9 protein-coding genes are annotated in these 15,062 nt (G+C 42.2%); 6 read left to right on the top strand and 3 right to left on the bottom strand.

Annotated features, from left to right (window positions below):
- Window positions 1-171 precede the first annotated feature (171 nt).
- The 6 genes from MusilaSJ_RS05730 (at window position 172) to MusilaSJ_RS05705 (ending at window position 13,245) form a co-directional block, all read left to right on the top strand.
- Window positions 172-2,733, top strand: a complete 2,562-nt coding sequence (locus MusilaSJ_RS05730; protein WP_274989088.1) for a DUF3857 domain-containing protein — start codon at window positions 172-174, stop codon at window positions 2,731-2,733.
- 275 nt (window positions 2,734-3,008) lie between these two features.
- Window positions 3,009-4,244 (top strand): Pycsar system effector family protein, encoded by a 1,236-nt coding sequence (locus MusilaSJ_RS05725; protein WP_274989087.1) that lies wholly within the window; start codon window positions 3,009-3,011, stop codon window positions 4,242-4,244.
- A gap of 35 nt (window positions 4,245-4,279) precedes the next feature.
- Window positions 4,280-6,325, top strand: a complete 2,046-nt coding sequence (gene ppk1, locus MusilaSJ_RS05720) for a polyphosphate kinase 1 (RefSeq protein WP_274989086.1) — start codon at window positions 4,280-4,282, stop codon at window positions 6,323-6,325.
- A complete protein-coding gene (locus tag MusilaSJ_RS05715; protein WP_274989085.1) occupies window positions 6,312-7,208 on the top strand; it encodes an SdiA-regulated domain-containing protein in 897 nt (298 codons plus the stop codon). The genes ppk1 and MusilaSJ_RS05715 overlap by 14 nt, the downstream gene beginning before the upstream one ends.
- 51 nt (window positions 7,209-7,259) lie before the next feature.
- Window positions 7,260-10,865, top strand: a complete 3,606-nt coding sequence (locus tag MusilaSJ_RS05710) for a BamA/TamA family outer membrane protein (protein ID WP_274989084.1) — start codon at window positions 7,260-7,262, stop codon at window positions 10,863-10,865.
- Between the two features lie 22 nt (window positions 10,866-10,887).
- Window positions 10,888-13,245 (top strand): GAF domain-containing protein, encoded by a 2,358-nt coding sequence (locus tag MusilaSJ_RS05705; protein ID WP_274989083.1) that lies wholly within the window; start codon window positions 10,888-10,890, stop codon window positions 13,243-13,245.
- 100 nt (window positions 13,246-13,345) lie between these two features.
- Here the strand turns inward: MusilaSJ_RS05705 and MusilaSJ_RS05700 are convergent, their stop codons facing one another.
- The 3 genes from MusilaSJ_RS05700 to MusilaSJ_RS05690 are packed head-to-tail and all read right to left on the bottom strand — an operon-like array spanning window position 13,346 to window position 14,989.
- Window positions 13,346-13,936, bottom strand: coding sequence for a hypothetical protein (locus MusilaSJ_RS05700; protein ID WP_274989082.1), 591 nt, complete (start codon window positions 13,934-13,936; stop codon window positions 13,346-13,348).
- A complete protein-coding gene (locus tag MusilaSJ_RS05695) occupies window positions 13,923-14,420 on the bottom strand; it encodes an RNA polymerase sigma factor (protein ID WP_090525007.1) in 498 nt (165 codons plus the stop codon). The genes MusilaSJ_RS05700 and MusilaSJ_RS05695 overlap by 14 nt, the downstream gene beginning before the upstream one ends.
- 41 nt (window positions 14,421-14,461) lie before the next feature.
- Entirely contained in the window at window positions 14,462-14,989 is a 528-nt protein-coding gene (locus MusilaSJ_RS05690; RefSeq protein ID WP_274989081.1) for a hypothetical protein, read from the bottom strand.
- Window positions 14,990-15,062: the final 73 nt, after the last annotated feature.

The following is a 15,062-nucleotide window of genomic DNA, read 5'->3' as shown; positions in this document are numbered from 1 at the left end:
CGCAAAGCGTAGAGAGGGGTGGCGAGCGAAGCAACGCCGGGGTGAGTCAACTCATCGCGCGGTTTAATACGTTTATTATCCCATATAACCCCACCGTTAAATATTAAAATAGTTACATTAAATTGACTTGAATTTCTTTATTTTCAAAGCCGGTATACAAAAGCTTTTAAAATGCGTTTTACGTTTTCCCTTTGTTTGGTGATGTTGTTTTGGTGCAGCGGGGCTGCTTTTAGCGATACGCCGTCGGTACATATTTCGGCCAAACCAAATTGGCTCAGCGCAATAAAACCTTATAACCAAAAGCCATCGTCACGCATTATCGAACGTGGGTTTTATTATGCGCTTATTGAAGAACAAGTGCACGTTGAAAAACAGGCCGATTATAATCATATTATCCGCGAGATAGTATCTGAAACCGGGATTCAAAATGCTTCTCAGATCTCCGTTAGTTTTGATCCGGCCTATGAGCGGCTCGATTTTCATGATATTACCGTTTGGCGCGATGGTAAACCATTAAACCGGTTAAAAGCTTCGGCATTTAAGGTATTGGCCGATGAGCAGGATCTTTCCAACTTTATTTACCAGGGAAGCTTTTCTGCTTTATGTATTCTTGATGATATCCGCAAAGGCGACCGCATTGAATATTCGTACACAATCACAGGGCGTAACCCTATATTGAATGGTAAGTTTTGTGCCAATATGTATGTACAGTGGTATACGCCTATTGCTCATCATTACACGGCCATTATTGCCTCGTTGCAAAGAAAACTGAATTTTAAAACTTTTAATAGTGTGCCCAAACCAGCCATTAGTGAAAGCAATGGCTTAAAACGCTATGTATATGAATGGTTCCAGGTACCGCCTGCCCATGACGATAATAATCAGCCTTCATGGTACAACGAACGCGGTTTTATCCAGGTAAGTGAGTTTGCTAACTGGGCCGGAGTCGTGAATTGGGCTTTGAGTATCAATCCTCCCTCGCTTAACATCAAAGGCGAACTTGGCGAAAGGATCGCGAAACTGAAAAAAGGGGCGGGTAATGATAAAGGAAAATATTTCAGGGCCGCGGTACGTACCGTACAGCAGGAAGTGCGCTATATGGGCATTGAAATAGGCGAGTACTCGCATCGTGCCAACAACCCCGAAAAAGTTTTTAGGCAACGCTATGGTGATTGTAAGGATAAATCATTGTTGTTGGTTTCCATGCTGAAAGCAGGAGGGATTGATGCCGCTATGGTTTTGGTAAATGCCGATATGAACGAGCATGTTGAGCAATACATACCTACGGCTTATGCCTTTAACCACGCCGTTGTAACTGCCAATGTAAACGGAAAGCAGGTTTGGGTTGATGCAACAATGGATAACCAGGGCGGCGAGGGCACAGATATTTACTTTCCGCGTTATGGTAAAGGATTGGTATTAAAACCAGGCAGCGATGTGCTCACCTCTATTCCGCCATCAAAAGGAGGCAGCGTTACAGGCGAGGATGTTTATACGGTAAAAGATGCGAAATCACCCGTACTATTCACGGTGAAAACTACTTACACCGGCGATGAGGCCGATTATATGCGCGGTAAACTGGAATCATCTGGTATGGCCGAAACAGAAAAAAGCTATCTCGACTATTACGCAAAGATCTACAACAAGATTGAAACTAAGGATTCAATTACAGTAGCAGATGATTTGAAAGCGAACAAGCTCATTACCATAGAAACTTATAAAGTAGGCGATTTCTTTAAAAAAGATTCGACCAGTGATAAACTAACCGCTGATCTTTTTGCTAATTTTATTTATAATCAGTTTCCCTCAATTACCAGTCGCACCAAAACACCGGTTGCACTTACATACCCGTATGATGCCAGTTATTCTATTAAAGTGGTGTTGCCGGGCGGGTGGAATATTAATGAAGATCATGATTCCATTAACCGGGACTACTACAGTTACGGATCGGATTTTACGGCTGCAGGCGATACCTTATCGCTCAATTATAAATTATCATTTTTGAAAGATAATGTGCCGGTAAATAAACTTGCCGAGTTTAAGGCCGATATCAAAAAACTAAACGATACCAGTTTAGGTTACAGTTTTTCGTATACGCCACAGGGCACTGCCAGGCCATCAACAATTAACAGCGCGTTGGTTTTGGTGATGTTATTGATAACGGTGGGACTTATAGTTCTCGGAGTATGGCTCTATCAAAGGGAAACACCGGGCATTGTGTTTGCTTATGGCTCAACGTTTGTACCTATTGGTGGATGGCTCATATTAATTGCTATAGGCTTAGCTGCCACTGCTTTGGTTACCGGTTCAAATATGGTTACGGGGGATTATTTTAGCCTCCACACCTGGAACGTATATCATGGCATCCACCATGAGCTTAATTTCAGATCTTTGGTGGTTGTGGAAGCAATTGGTAATACCATACTAATGATGTACGCCATTTTTTGCCTGGTGCTGTTACTCAACAAACGTGATATACTCCCCGCTTGTATTACAGGATATTTTGCCTTTGCCTTCGTTTTCTTCCTGGCTGATTATATTTTGGCTGCCAACATTAGCAGTAAACTTGCGGAAACTGCGCTTAGCCCGCTTTTACGATCAGCAGTTACAGCGGCTATCTGGATTCCGTATTTTAAAAAGTCATCGCGCGTACAGGAAACCTTCATTGTACCGCATCCACCCTATAACTATAGTTATGAAGGCCCCGGGGTTACAGAGGAAGCGGTATCCTGAATTATTTGATTATTAAAGAGCCTTTAATAATGGAGCCTGGGCTTTTGATATAGTTTTTCGGCATTTCACGATATATCGCCATGTGGTTTTGAGTATTGTTGTTCAAGTTGCTGATAACCAGGCATGTGTTTGTGTGGCATGCGGTTTGTAAAAACAAGCGCAACCATTTTCCTGTCTTTTGCACAAACAATGCCAGATAAATGATGTTTCTCCCCGGCATAGCTGCAAATAGGTATTTTTAAAAATTTGATTTACTTTTAACAACAAAAACTACGATGAAATTTCAACCGCTGTTAGAACAGGTAAAACAGTACGTTATATCCTATTTTGATGTACATCATGATCCCGACTTGATTTATCATAACCTCAGGCATACCAAAGACGTTGTTGCAGCTGCCACCCAAATAGCTAACCATTACCAGCTAAGTGATGAGGATTTCTTTGTGGTGATTTCGGCAGCCTGGTTCCATGATACCGGGTATTTTACCGATAAAAACGACCACGAATCAAAAAGCGTCGGCATTGCTACACACTTTCTGAAACAGCATAAAATTGAACAACCAATTATTGATAAGGTTAGCGGTTGTATTTTAGCAACAAAAATGCCTCAAAGCCCTGCCGACCTTCTTCAGCAAATTATTTGCGATGCCGATCTGTTTCACTTAGGCACCGATGATTTCAGGGATAAGAATAAGCTTTTGCGCAAAGAGATGGAAGCGATTAAAAAGCATGACATTGGGAAGGACGAATGGCGCGGCTATAACATCGAGTTTTTGCAGGGGCATGAGTACTATACAGATTACTGTCGCCTGCTGCTTAATGATCAGAAACAAAAAAACCTGCAAAAGCTGATTGAAAAGCAGGCCGAAGTTGAAGTAAATGAAACACCAGCCCTGCTTACTTCCAATATTGATGGTAATGCCATTATTACCCTCGAAAAAGAAAAAGACCATGAGGACGAGCATGGTCCAAAAAAACATAAGAACGACAGGCCCGATCGTGGTATCGAAACCATGTTCAGGATCAGCTCCAGCAATCATCAGCGTTTGAGCGATATGGCCGATAACAAAGCTCATATTATGATCACGGTTAACTCTATCATACTTTCAGCGATTATCAGTTTGGTGCTGCGTAAGCTTGATGAACATTCTAATTTGCTCATTCCAACTTTCATGCTCCTGTCAGTTAGTTTGGCTACGATGATCTTCTCCATACTTTCAACCCGTCCGTCAATCCCACCGGGTTTGTTTACACCCGAGGATATCAATAAAAAAACAGTTAACCTGTTGTTCTTCGGTAACTTCTACCGCATGTCATACCAGGATTACAGCGACGGTATGGAGAAAATGATGGAAGACCGCGAGTTCCTTTACGGCAGCTTAATTCGTGATAATTACTCACAGGGTGTTGTGCTGGGTAAAAAATACAGGCTGCTCAGGGCATCGTACAATATATTCATGTTCGGCCTTATCGTATCGGTAGTGGCATTCATCATATCTTCATTACTGTAGGCGGTCGAGATACTGCCAAAACAAAATCTACACCTATGGAATACTCATTTTTCGACAGGGACCTGAGCTGGTTACTTTTCAATGAGCGCATATTGATGGAGGCCGAAAGCGAAGAGCTCCCTGTATTGGAAAGGGTAAATTTTCTTGCTATATTTTCATCAAATCTTGATGAATTTTACCGTGTGCGTATGCCTGTGGTAATGGCTTTGCACAAGCTTAACCTGCTTAATAAAGCAGAGCAAAGTGAAGCCGTACTATACAAAGCCCAGGAGCTTATTAGTAGCCAGCAAAATCGTTTCGGTAAGGTTTTTACAGGCAGGCTGATTCCGTTATTAAAAGAAAATAATGTAAACCTGCTGTTCAATGAGCTCATCCCGGCTTCGATAGCAGACAGGCTGAGTGATTACTTTTATAGCCAGGTGCTTGCTTTTTTGCAGCCTGTTGATCTGGTTGGCGGCAAAAAACAATTCTTCCCCGAAAACAACCGGTTATACTTTTTGGTAAACCTTGGTTTGGATAAGAAGAAGGAAAGATCCGTGATCCTCAATATTCCGTCGAACCAGCTGCCACGATTTTTTAGCGTTAATGAAGATGGAAAACAATACATCATTTTTCTTGATGATATTGTGCGGTACAATATTGATAAGATCTTTAAAACCGAAGAGATAAAAGGCTGCTACAGCTTCAAAATAACCCGCGATGCCGAGCTTGAGCTAAGTGATGATTATGATGGCGATGTTCAGGAGCAGATTGAAAAGCAATTACAAAAGCGCGATCAGGGCTTGGCAACGCGTTTTTTGCATCAGCCGGGTATCCCACTACGCATATTGCATTTAATTGAAGATAAGCTGGGTGTACAGGGATTGAGCGTTATTGAAGGCGGCTTTTACCATAACCTTAAAGATTTAATGAGTTTGCCGGTAGGTATCCCTTCTTTAAAATTTACCAAATGGCCGCCATTGGTGAACCGGCAGATCAGCGCAAACGAATCCATATTTGATTATATAGATAAAGGTGATTGTATTTTCCATGCTCCCTATCAGTCATATAATTCCATCCTCCGTTTTTTTAACGAGGCCGCTATCGACGAAAACGTTGAAGAAATCTCCGTTACCCTTTACCGGGTAGCCAGCGATTCGCGTATAGTAAATGCCCTCATCAGTGCCGCGGAAAGCGGTAAAAAAGTAAGGGTGCTTGTTGAGCTGAAAGCCCGCTTTGATGAGGCAAATAATATCAAATGGGCAAAAAGGCTCAAAGCTGCCGGAGCCAATATAATTTACAGCGATAAAGCTATAAAGGTACACGCCAAAGTTGGCCTGGTTAAGCGCCTTGTTGACGGGAGGATAAAATATTCGGGACTTTTAGCTACAGGTAATTTTAACGAAAGTACAGCTGCTTTTTATACCGACCATATCATGATGACAGCCAATCCGCAGTTGCTGCGCGAAATGGACCTGCTGTTTATCTATCTGGCTAAAAAAGCAAAATCGGCCGAGGGGTATGATATCGATTTTAAACACCTGCTGGTAGCCCAGTTTAATCTGCATTCGCGGTTTATTGAACTTATCGATAGGGAAATTGAGCAGGCCCGTAAAGGGAACCCGGCAGGGATCACCATAAAGCTGAACAACCTGGAAGAGCGGGTACTGATAGGCAAGCTTTATGAAGCATCGCAAGCCGGGGTAAAAATAAGGATGATTGTACGTAGTATTTGCTGCCTGATCCCCGGAGTACCAGGCATGAGCGAAAATATTACCATAAGGCGTATAGTTGACCGTTACCTGGAACATGGGCGTATTTTTACATTCCACAATGGTGGTAACCAGGAGGTATTTATGGGTTCGGCCGATTGGATGAACCGTAATATTTATCGCCGCATCGAGGTGTGTTTTCCTGTTTATGATGAGCGCATCAGGAACGAGGTAATAGCCATGCTTGATATTCAACTGGCCGATAATGTGCAGGCTGTAAAATTAAATGAACAATTGCAAAACATAAGGGTTGATAAAACTGAGCCGCAGGTACAATCGCAGCGGGCCGTTTATGAACTTTTACAGCAAAAAAAATATGACAGGGTTTAAAAAGCAAAATGCCAGGCGAAAGCTGGTTGTTTACTTAACGGGGATGTTTACCGCAGCCGCTGTGTTTTTGGCAATTTCCTGCAAAAATAAAGAGAAAGCTATTCCTTTAAGCCCGCCGGGATATGATCTTAATCACCCCATTAAATATAAAATGCCCGAGGATTTGACCGAAATCTCCGGCTTTGCCTTTCACAACGGTAAAAATGATTCGGTTTACGCCCAGCAGGACGAAGAAGGTTTTTTGTTTAACCTGAAGCTGGGCGATAAAAAAGCAAACTATACCAAATTTGCTAAAAGCGGCGACTATGAAGATGTAGCCATTTGCCGCGAACAGGTGATCATGCTTAAAAGCGATGGAACGTTATTTACCTTTCCCTTTAGCCAGGTTAGGGCCAAAGAAGTAACCGACGTGCAAAAAACAAAAGGCGAACTTCCTGAAGGTGAATATGAAGCCATATACGCCGATGACAAGTCGGGCCTTGTTTATGCATTGTGCAAGCACTGCGCCGAAGAAAAAACTTCAAAAAGCAGCAGCGGCTATATCCTGAAATTGCAGCCTGATGGTACACTGAAGCAATCGGGCAGTTTTATGATAGATGTTAAGGAAATCGAGCGCCTTGCCAATAAAAAACGTGTGCCGTTCCGCCCTTCGGCTTTAGCCAAAAATACATTCACCAATGAGTGGTATGTCCTTTCGTCGGTAAATAAAATGCTGGTAGTTACTGACGCTAACTGGAAGGTGAAAAACGTTTACCCTTTAAGTGTAACTATATTCGGCCAGCCCGAGGGCATGGCATTTGATAATCAGCGTAATCTGTATATCTCTAATGAAGGTGATCAGTTAAGCGCTGGTAATATATTGAAATTCAGCTTTAAGAAATAGTGCTTTGAGGCACAGATAATACAAATACTACATACATCTCAACCCAACCTCATGATTAAAAAACTACCCTTGTTGTTTGTTTTACTATTGGGCATGCTAAAAACCCAGGCCCAGGATTCGGTACAGTACAGGATGATCCTCATTGGAGATGCCGGCGAAACGGATCTGCAGCAAAGTGCTGTTTTAAAACATGCGGCTGCCAACGTGCTCAAAAATAAAACCTCAGTGTTTTATCTGGGCGATAATGTTTATCCACGGGGAATGGGTTTGCCGGGCAGCCCTGAAGAGACAGAAACCCAAAAGATCCTGCAATCACAATATCAGCCAATGCGTGCCGCGGGAGCGCCGGTTTATTTTATCCCCGGCAATCACGACTGGGATAAAATGGGACCGCTTGGTTTAGCCAAAATAAAACGACAGTGGGAGTACCTTGATCAACAGGGCGATAAGCTGCTGAAAATGGTGCCTGAAAATGGCTGTCCCGATCCGGTTGAGATTAATTTGACGAATGATCTTACCGTAATAGCTTTTGACAGTGAATGGTGGTTATACCCTTTCAATAAAAGCAACCCTGGTGCGGAGTGCGATTGTAAAAACAAAGATGACATTGCCGATAAGATCAAGCTGATTTTTGAGCGTAATAAAGATAAGGTGATCATCCTGGCATCGCATCACCCGTTTCAGAGTTATGGTACACATGGTGGCTATTTTTCGCTTAAGGACCATATTTTTCCGTTAACCGTAGTTAATAAAGACCTATGGGTGCCGTTGCCGGGAATTGGTTCGCTTTACCCATTTTTACGTTCTACATTTTCAAACCCCGAAGATTTGGGGCATCCCTTGTATAAAGATATGATCAAAAAGGTGGATGCTGTTTTTGGAAGTTTTCCAAACCTTATTCACGTGGCGGGGCATGAGCATGGCCTGCAATTCATCAAAAGCAAACAGTTGCAGGTGGTGAGCGGCGCAGGTGCTAAGCAAACCTATGCCATTAAAGGCAAATACTCGCTTTTTGCGGATGCTACCCAAGGTTATGTAACTGCTGATTTACTGATTGACAAACGGATGCGTTTTACTTATTATATCGACAGTGATAAAGGTGTTAAGCAGGTGTTTACCTATACGCAGCCTTATACATCAGTAAAAAATGTTCCTGATACGCTGCACACACCAATCAAGACAGATAGCGTCATGGTTAGGGTGCACCCCAAATATGATAGCGTAAGCAATTTTCACCGCCGCTGGTTTGGTGAAAACTATCGTAAGGAATGGGCTGCCGAAACCAAACTGCCTGTGATCAGGCTATCGGAAATTCATGGCGGTTTAAAGACCGAAAGCATTGGCGGTGGTTTCCAGACACACTCACTTCGTTTAATTGATAAGGATGGCAAGGAGTGGGTGCTCCGCAGCGTGGAGAAGCAGCCTGAAAAGATTTTGCCCGATGAATTCCAGGAAACGTTTGCCAAAGACTGGGTTAACGATGCCATGAGTGCCCAGCACCCGTTTTCGGCACTGATAGTACCGCCGCTGGCTGATGCCGCACGTGTGCCGCATGCCAACCCGATAATTGGTGTGGTATCGGCTGATCCGGTTTTGGGGCAGTATGCTAATATTTTTGCCAATAAAGTTTGTTTGCTTGAAGAGCGCGAACCGGGTGGCAAATCGGATAATACCGTGAAGATGATAGGCAAAATGCTGGAGGATAATGATAATACCGTAGACGGCGAGGAATTTCTACGCGCCCGCCTGCTCGACTTGCTCATTGGTGATTGGGACAGGCACGGCGATCAGTGGCGCTGGCGTGATGAGGATAAAGGGAAAGGTAAATTCTATACTGCCGTTCCGCGCGACCGCGATCAGGTGTTTTATACCAACCAGGGTGTATTGCCAACCATAGCAGCACAGCCATGGATTGCACCGAACCTGCAGGGCTTTAGCGGGGAGATTTACAGCATAAAATACTCTCTATGGAAAACCATGTTCATGCAACGATGGCCATCTGTACAATACAGTCATGAACAATGGACAAAAATTGTGAATGATTTTGTTGCCGCAGAAACTGATGAGGTACTGGAAGCCGGTTTAAGGCGTTTGCCGGAGTCATCCTATAAGTTAAGGCATGACGTATTGCTAAAGCAGCTAAAAGAACGCCGCGCTAATATCCCGGCCGAAATGGAGTATTACTACAAGTTCATCAATAAAATAGTTGATATCCATACTTCAAATAAAAATGAGCTGGTAACTGTGAAGGATGAGCCGAACGGCAGCCTCAATGTGATCATCAACAAGATCAATAAGGATGGTGAGGTTAAGGATACGCTGATGAACCAGAATTACCATCCCGATATTACCAAAGAGCTCCGCATTTATGTAAGCGGCGGGGATGATAAGGTGGTGCTTGATAATGCCACATCACCAATAAAATTGAGGTTTATTGATAGCACAGGCACCAAAACTTATAATATTGTAAAATCGCTTAATACTGTACAGCTTTATGACCGGGGCAAAAAGCTGAGCATAACCGGCGATGAATCAAAGGTTAATAAACACATTAGTAAGGATAGTGCCAACACATCATATTTAAGGGTTAACCTGATGAATGTGATAGCGCCACTTGCCAATATCTCCTACAATCCGGATGAGGGCGTACTGCTTGGTGCTGGTTTTAAATACACCCATCAGGAAGGCTTTCAAAAGTTGCCTTATAACGATGTTCAAACGGTATTTGCCAGCCACTCATTTACTACAAAGGCTTTCAAGATTAAATATAGCGGAGAATGGATCCATGCCTTTGGCAATGCCGACTTTTTGATGGATGGCCAGCTTGATTATCCGGATAATATCAATTTTTTTGGCAGGGGTAATGAAACGCCATTTATTAAAGTTGGTGATTACCGTAAATATCACCGTACGCGCTTCACTAATTTTACTTTCAGCCCCGCCTTCAGGTGGCGTAATGAATCGGGTACTTCCGTTACGGTAGGCCCTGCGTTTCAGTACTATAAATTAGATGTTGATGACAATACCGGCCGATTTATTACATATCCGTTACTCACAAATGCTCCCGACAGTTATACCTTTGACAAAACAAAAATGCATGCCGGTATAGTTGTTAACTTTACCAGCGATAAACGCAACGACAAAGTACTTCCGGCCTGGGGAAGTTTTATTAATATCAAACTTCAGGAGTTTAATGGCTTAAATAATAACTCCACAAGTTTTGCCCAGCTTATACCCCAGGTTGCTTTGTACAAGAGCCTGAATGCCAAAAGCACTATTGTTTTGGCCGATAGAGTGGGAGGTGGTATTACCATCGGAAAAACCGCCTTTTACCAGTCGTTGTTTTTAGGTGGGCAGGATAATTTATTAGGTTACAGGCTTTATAGGTTTGCCGGCCAGCATAGTTTTTATAATAACCTGGAGTTGCGTATAAAACTGACTGATTTTGCCAGTTATATAGTTCCCGGACAAATAGGCGTTATAGGCTTTTATGATATAGGCCGTGTTTGGGAAAACGGGCAAAGTTCAGATAAATGGCATAACGGCACCGGCGCGGGTTTTTACGTGGCACCTGCACGACTGGCGGTTATTAAGATAATTGCCGGTTACTCTGAAGAAGGATGGTACCCTTATCTTTCAACAAGTTTCAGATTTTAATGAGGGTAAAACTGTAATTAAAATGCACACAGAAGTACTCAATATAAGCAAAAACGAATGCACTATTTGCCAGGTTGAAACATGCCTGACATTTAATCCGTTCGTAGCGCATTTAAAAGAACGGATTGCTACCGAAAAAACGCTCAAAAGTGAGTTTTATCGCTACGTTTTGGAGCGTTTTGAGCATGACATATGTATTGACCTGGATATGCGGCCAACAGATGCCGAAAAATACAGGGAAATGCTGGAGCTCATTTACTCCATACTGACACCGCCAATAGCCAACGAAAAGGAATTTCACTGGGCGCTAAGTACACCGGTACCTGATAAGATATTTTTCAGCACTGAGGCTTTTTATGATTTCCATTCAAGTCACCATTCTAATTTATATGCGTTGAATGTATCGAAGAATGAAATGTTTAGTGACAGGCAAAAGCGGTTCATTTATAACCTGATCCTTGAACGGATGTATGGCTTTTCGTCGGCAATTAAGAATGAATTGCTGTTTTCGTATGAAGACCCGGAAACTGGTCTTTCACGGTATTTTAATATCCAGACTGATGCCCGTTTCGTGGAAATTGAATTGAATGGCGAACTTCCTGAACTTAGTTTTGATACTATTGAACCATATTTGCATTCGCATACCAGCCTTGAGCTTATTGAAAAGGTAATACCGCTTAACATTTTTAAATTTAAGGGGTTCTCGATAATTACATTAACTGATGTAACACTAACCCACGCGCTCGAAAACATCCGCACAGAACTGGTTAATCATTCGGCCAATGAGGAGGAGCAATACGCGCACATCATCAGCTCGCTTAAAACCCTTGCCGAAAGCCCGGGTATTGAATTTGGGTTGATGCCTTTTTTAACTATCAATAATGAGCCTATTTTTGATAACGACGAATGCTCCAGAAGCATCCTGCTCAAGGCCGCAAAAGATTTTAACCTTGCCGAGGAAACATTTGACGCTATCATTGATGATTACAACCAAAATCCGAGGCCTATCTTTTTTAATTCTATTACCGACGAAAAGATAGGCAAATTTCCCTTTTTACAGGTTTTGAAACAAGCCGGCATTAAATCGTACGGAATTTTCCCGGTGTACTACAATAAGAAAAATGTAGGCATCATGGAAGTGTTTTCATATAAAGAGATTGTTTTTTATGAAAAACTGCTTTCAAAATTACAAGCCACTATTCCGCTGATTGCCCAGTTGCTGCAAAACAGCATCGATCAGTTTGAAGCCCGGATTTCGGGTGTTATCAAAAATAAATTCACCTCGTTACAGCCATCCGTTCAGTGGAAATTTAATGAGGTGGCCTGGAAATATCTTAAGGAAAAAGGAAAGAAGAAAAAGAACCAGGAGATAGAGACCGTAGCTTTTCAAAATGTATATCCTTTATTTGGTGCGGTTGATATCCGTAACTCCACGGTTGAACGCAACAGCGCCCTGCAGGAGGATTTGAAAAATCTGCTCACCATACTTATTGAAACACTTAAGGTTTTAAATGATCATATCCATTTAAGCCTTACCGGCAAGCTGGTATCTAAATGCGAAGAGTGGCTTGAGCGCATCAGCGGGTATATTACTACCAATGATGAATTGATGCTGGATACTTTCCTTCATAACGAGATTAACCCTTTTCTGGAGCATTTCAGAAATAATTACCCTGCAGAAAGAGAAACCATTGACAGGTATTTTAATGCCATGAACGAAGAAACCGGTGCTTCGTTTGAAAACAGGCGCAACCTGGAGACCTCTATGCAGCTCATCAATACTTCTATCAACCAATACCTGGAGCAGGCTCAGACTGAAGTGCAGGAATCATTCCCCTGTTATTTTGAAAAATTCCGTACCGATGGGGTGGAATATGATATTTACATAGGGCAATCTATAGCGCCGCAACGTGTTTTCGATATGCTGTATCTTAAAAATATCCGTTTGTGGCAGCTACGGTCGATGGCCGAGATAGCCCGAATGACAAACGACCTTAGCGATCAGCTTTCGCGCCCTTTACAAACCACGCACCTGATATTTATTCACTCAAACGCTATAGACATCAGCTTCAGGAATGATGAAAGGCGGTTTGATGTTGAAGGAGCTTACAATATCCGGTACGAGGTGATCAAAAAACGGATTGATAAAGTTTTGATAGCAGGAACTTTTGAACGCCTTACCCAGCCCGGTAAAATAGCGATGGTATATTTTAACCCAACGGAAGCCGCTGAATATGACGAGTACATCAGGTACCTGCAAGTACAGGGTTATCTGCTTGATGACCTTGAATATCTTGAGCTGGAAGAACTGCAGGGCGTTACCGGCTTAAAAGCTTTAAGGGTTGGGGTTAACTACCAACTACCTTTATTGAATAGCTGAAAATAAATCAAGCTAAAAGCTTAAGGCTGAAAGCCCAAAGCAAAATACGCGTAAAAGCTTTTAGCCTTATGCTTTAAGCTTTACGCTCAATAATAATTCTTCAGTCAAATTGCTCTTTCAACCTTACCAATCTGTCAATCATGAGGTTTAACTTTTCTTCCTCGTTTTTAAACATCCTGGGTTTAAGGTAAAACGTGGTGAACAGGAACCAAATGCCAATTGATGTGTAGGTAACAATCTTAAAAGCCAGTGACGAATGCTCAAGTACTTCGACAAAATACATGGCCAAACCTGCGCTGAGTAATAGTATATAGGTATAATAGAACCAGCCGATAACTTTGCTGCGGTTTTTTTGATATGCCTTAAGGCTGTCAAGATATTCGGCAGGGTTGAGGGTTGCGTCACGCTTACTCAAAATGTGGTAATGACGTACCATCAACGAAAGGTACATCAACATGGTTACCAGTACGATGAGGATCCCAATAGTAGTGACTGCAGATTTAAATGCCAGGAAAAAAGTGACGACAAAAGCGAATGCGACAGTTACAACCATGGCCACAATACTCCAGTATAACTTTTGGGTTATACTCCTTATTCCCTTCTTTACCTGCTTCAGCACCTCATCCACCGAAAGCTGATCTGGTTTTGGCTGTCCCTGCCAAACCGACATCAAATGATCAAAGTCTTTCATACTGGTTATATAACTCCGTTAATTTTTGTTTTATACGATAAATTTTCACCCTCAGGTTTCCCTCTGATATACCCGAAATTTCAGCAATTTCGGGGTATGGCACCTCATCAAGTACCATAGTTATAATAATCCTTTCTGATTCTTCCAGTTTTGAAATACACTTATAGAGCAAAGCTACCTGCTCGTTTTTATCCGATAGTTCTTCTCGTTTTGTTTCCGCTAATTGTGGGGTTAGTTCGTCTTTGGCCTGGCGTTTTTCCGAGCGCAAATAGGTTAAGCAGGTATTTACAGCAATGCGGTAAATCCAGGTTGATATCATGGCCTGGTTACGGAATTTCTCTAAATTTTGCCAAACCTTTAAAAAGGTTTCCTGTAACAGGTCGTTGGCGGCATCGTCATCGCCGGTATAACCATAACACAGATGGAATATCTTTTTAGAATTAGCTTCATATATCTGCTTGAATGCTGCTTCTTTGTTGGCCACTTCAGTTAATTTTATATTTAGACGATGTTAAACTTTATATGTTACAACAAGTGATCATTCTTTTTAAACCAGCCAAGCTTGCTTTCGGCATCGCTTATTAATTTATTGTAACTGTCCTGGTAATCAAACTGTAAGTCTTCATGGAGTTTATTAATTAACCCGCGGACCTTTTCAACCTGTCTAATTAATATCAGCCTTAAGGGTTTGTATGAGGTACGCCTGTCAGCATAGTCGAGGTAGTTTTCACAAAAATTGATCAGTAATTCAATCTCAGCACCTTTTGATGCCATAAACTTGGTGTATTTGCTCAGCAACCTCAATATTTTGCGCATACCCTTTGCTGCGTTGTAGCTCAGCGATGATAACTGGCTGAACATGAAACCCGCTTCGGCTTTTACTTTTTCAATAAAAGCGGCTTCATCATGGGCTTCAAAAAGCAAGTAGGCAAGTAACTCTTTGTTTTCCTTTTTGTACCGTGCCAGGCGCAGCATCAACTCGGCCAGCTGCTCATTAGGCAGGTGCTGAATTTCTTTTTTTATATGCTGTAATCCGTAGGCTGTGGTGCTCATGATGTAATAAGCGGGCAAAATACTAATTGTTTAATTATTTTTTACGAATTGCCTTTTAGGCCGGACACAATTA

It is taken from the genome of Mucilaginibacter sp. SJ, assembly GCF_028993635.1.
Taxonomy (GTDB): Bacteria; Bacteroidota; Bacteroidia; order Sphingobacteriales; family Sphingobacteriaceae; genus Mucilaginibacter.
Note: the sequence above shows the minus strand (reverse complement) of the source record. Positions and strands in the feature narration are given on the sequence as shown.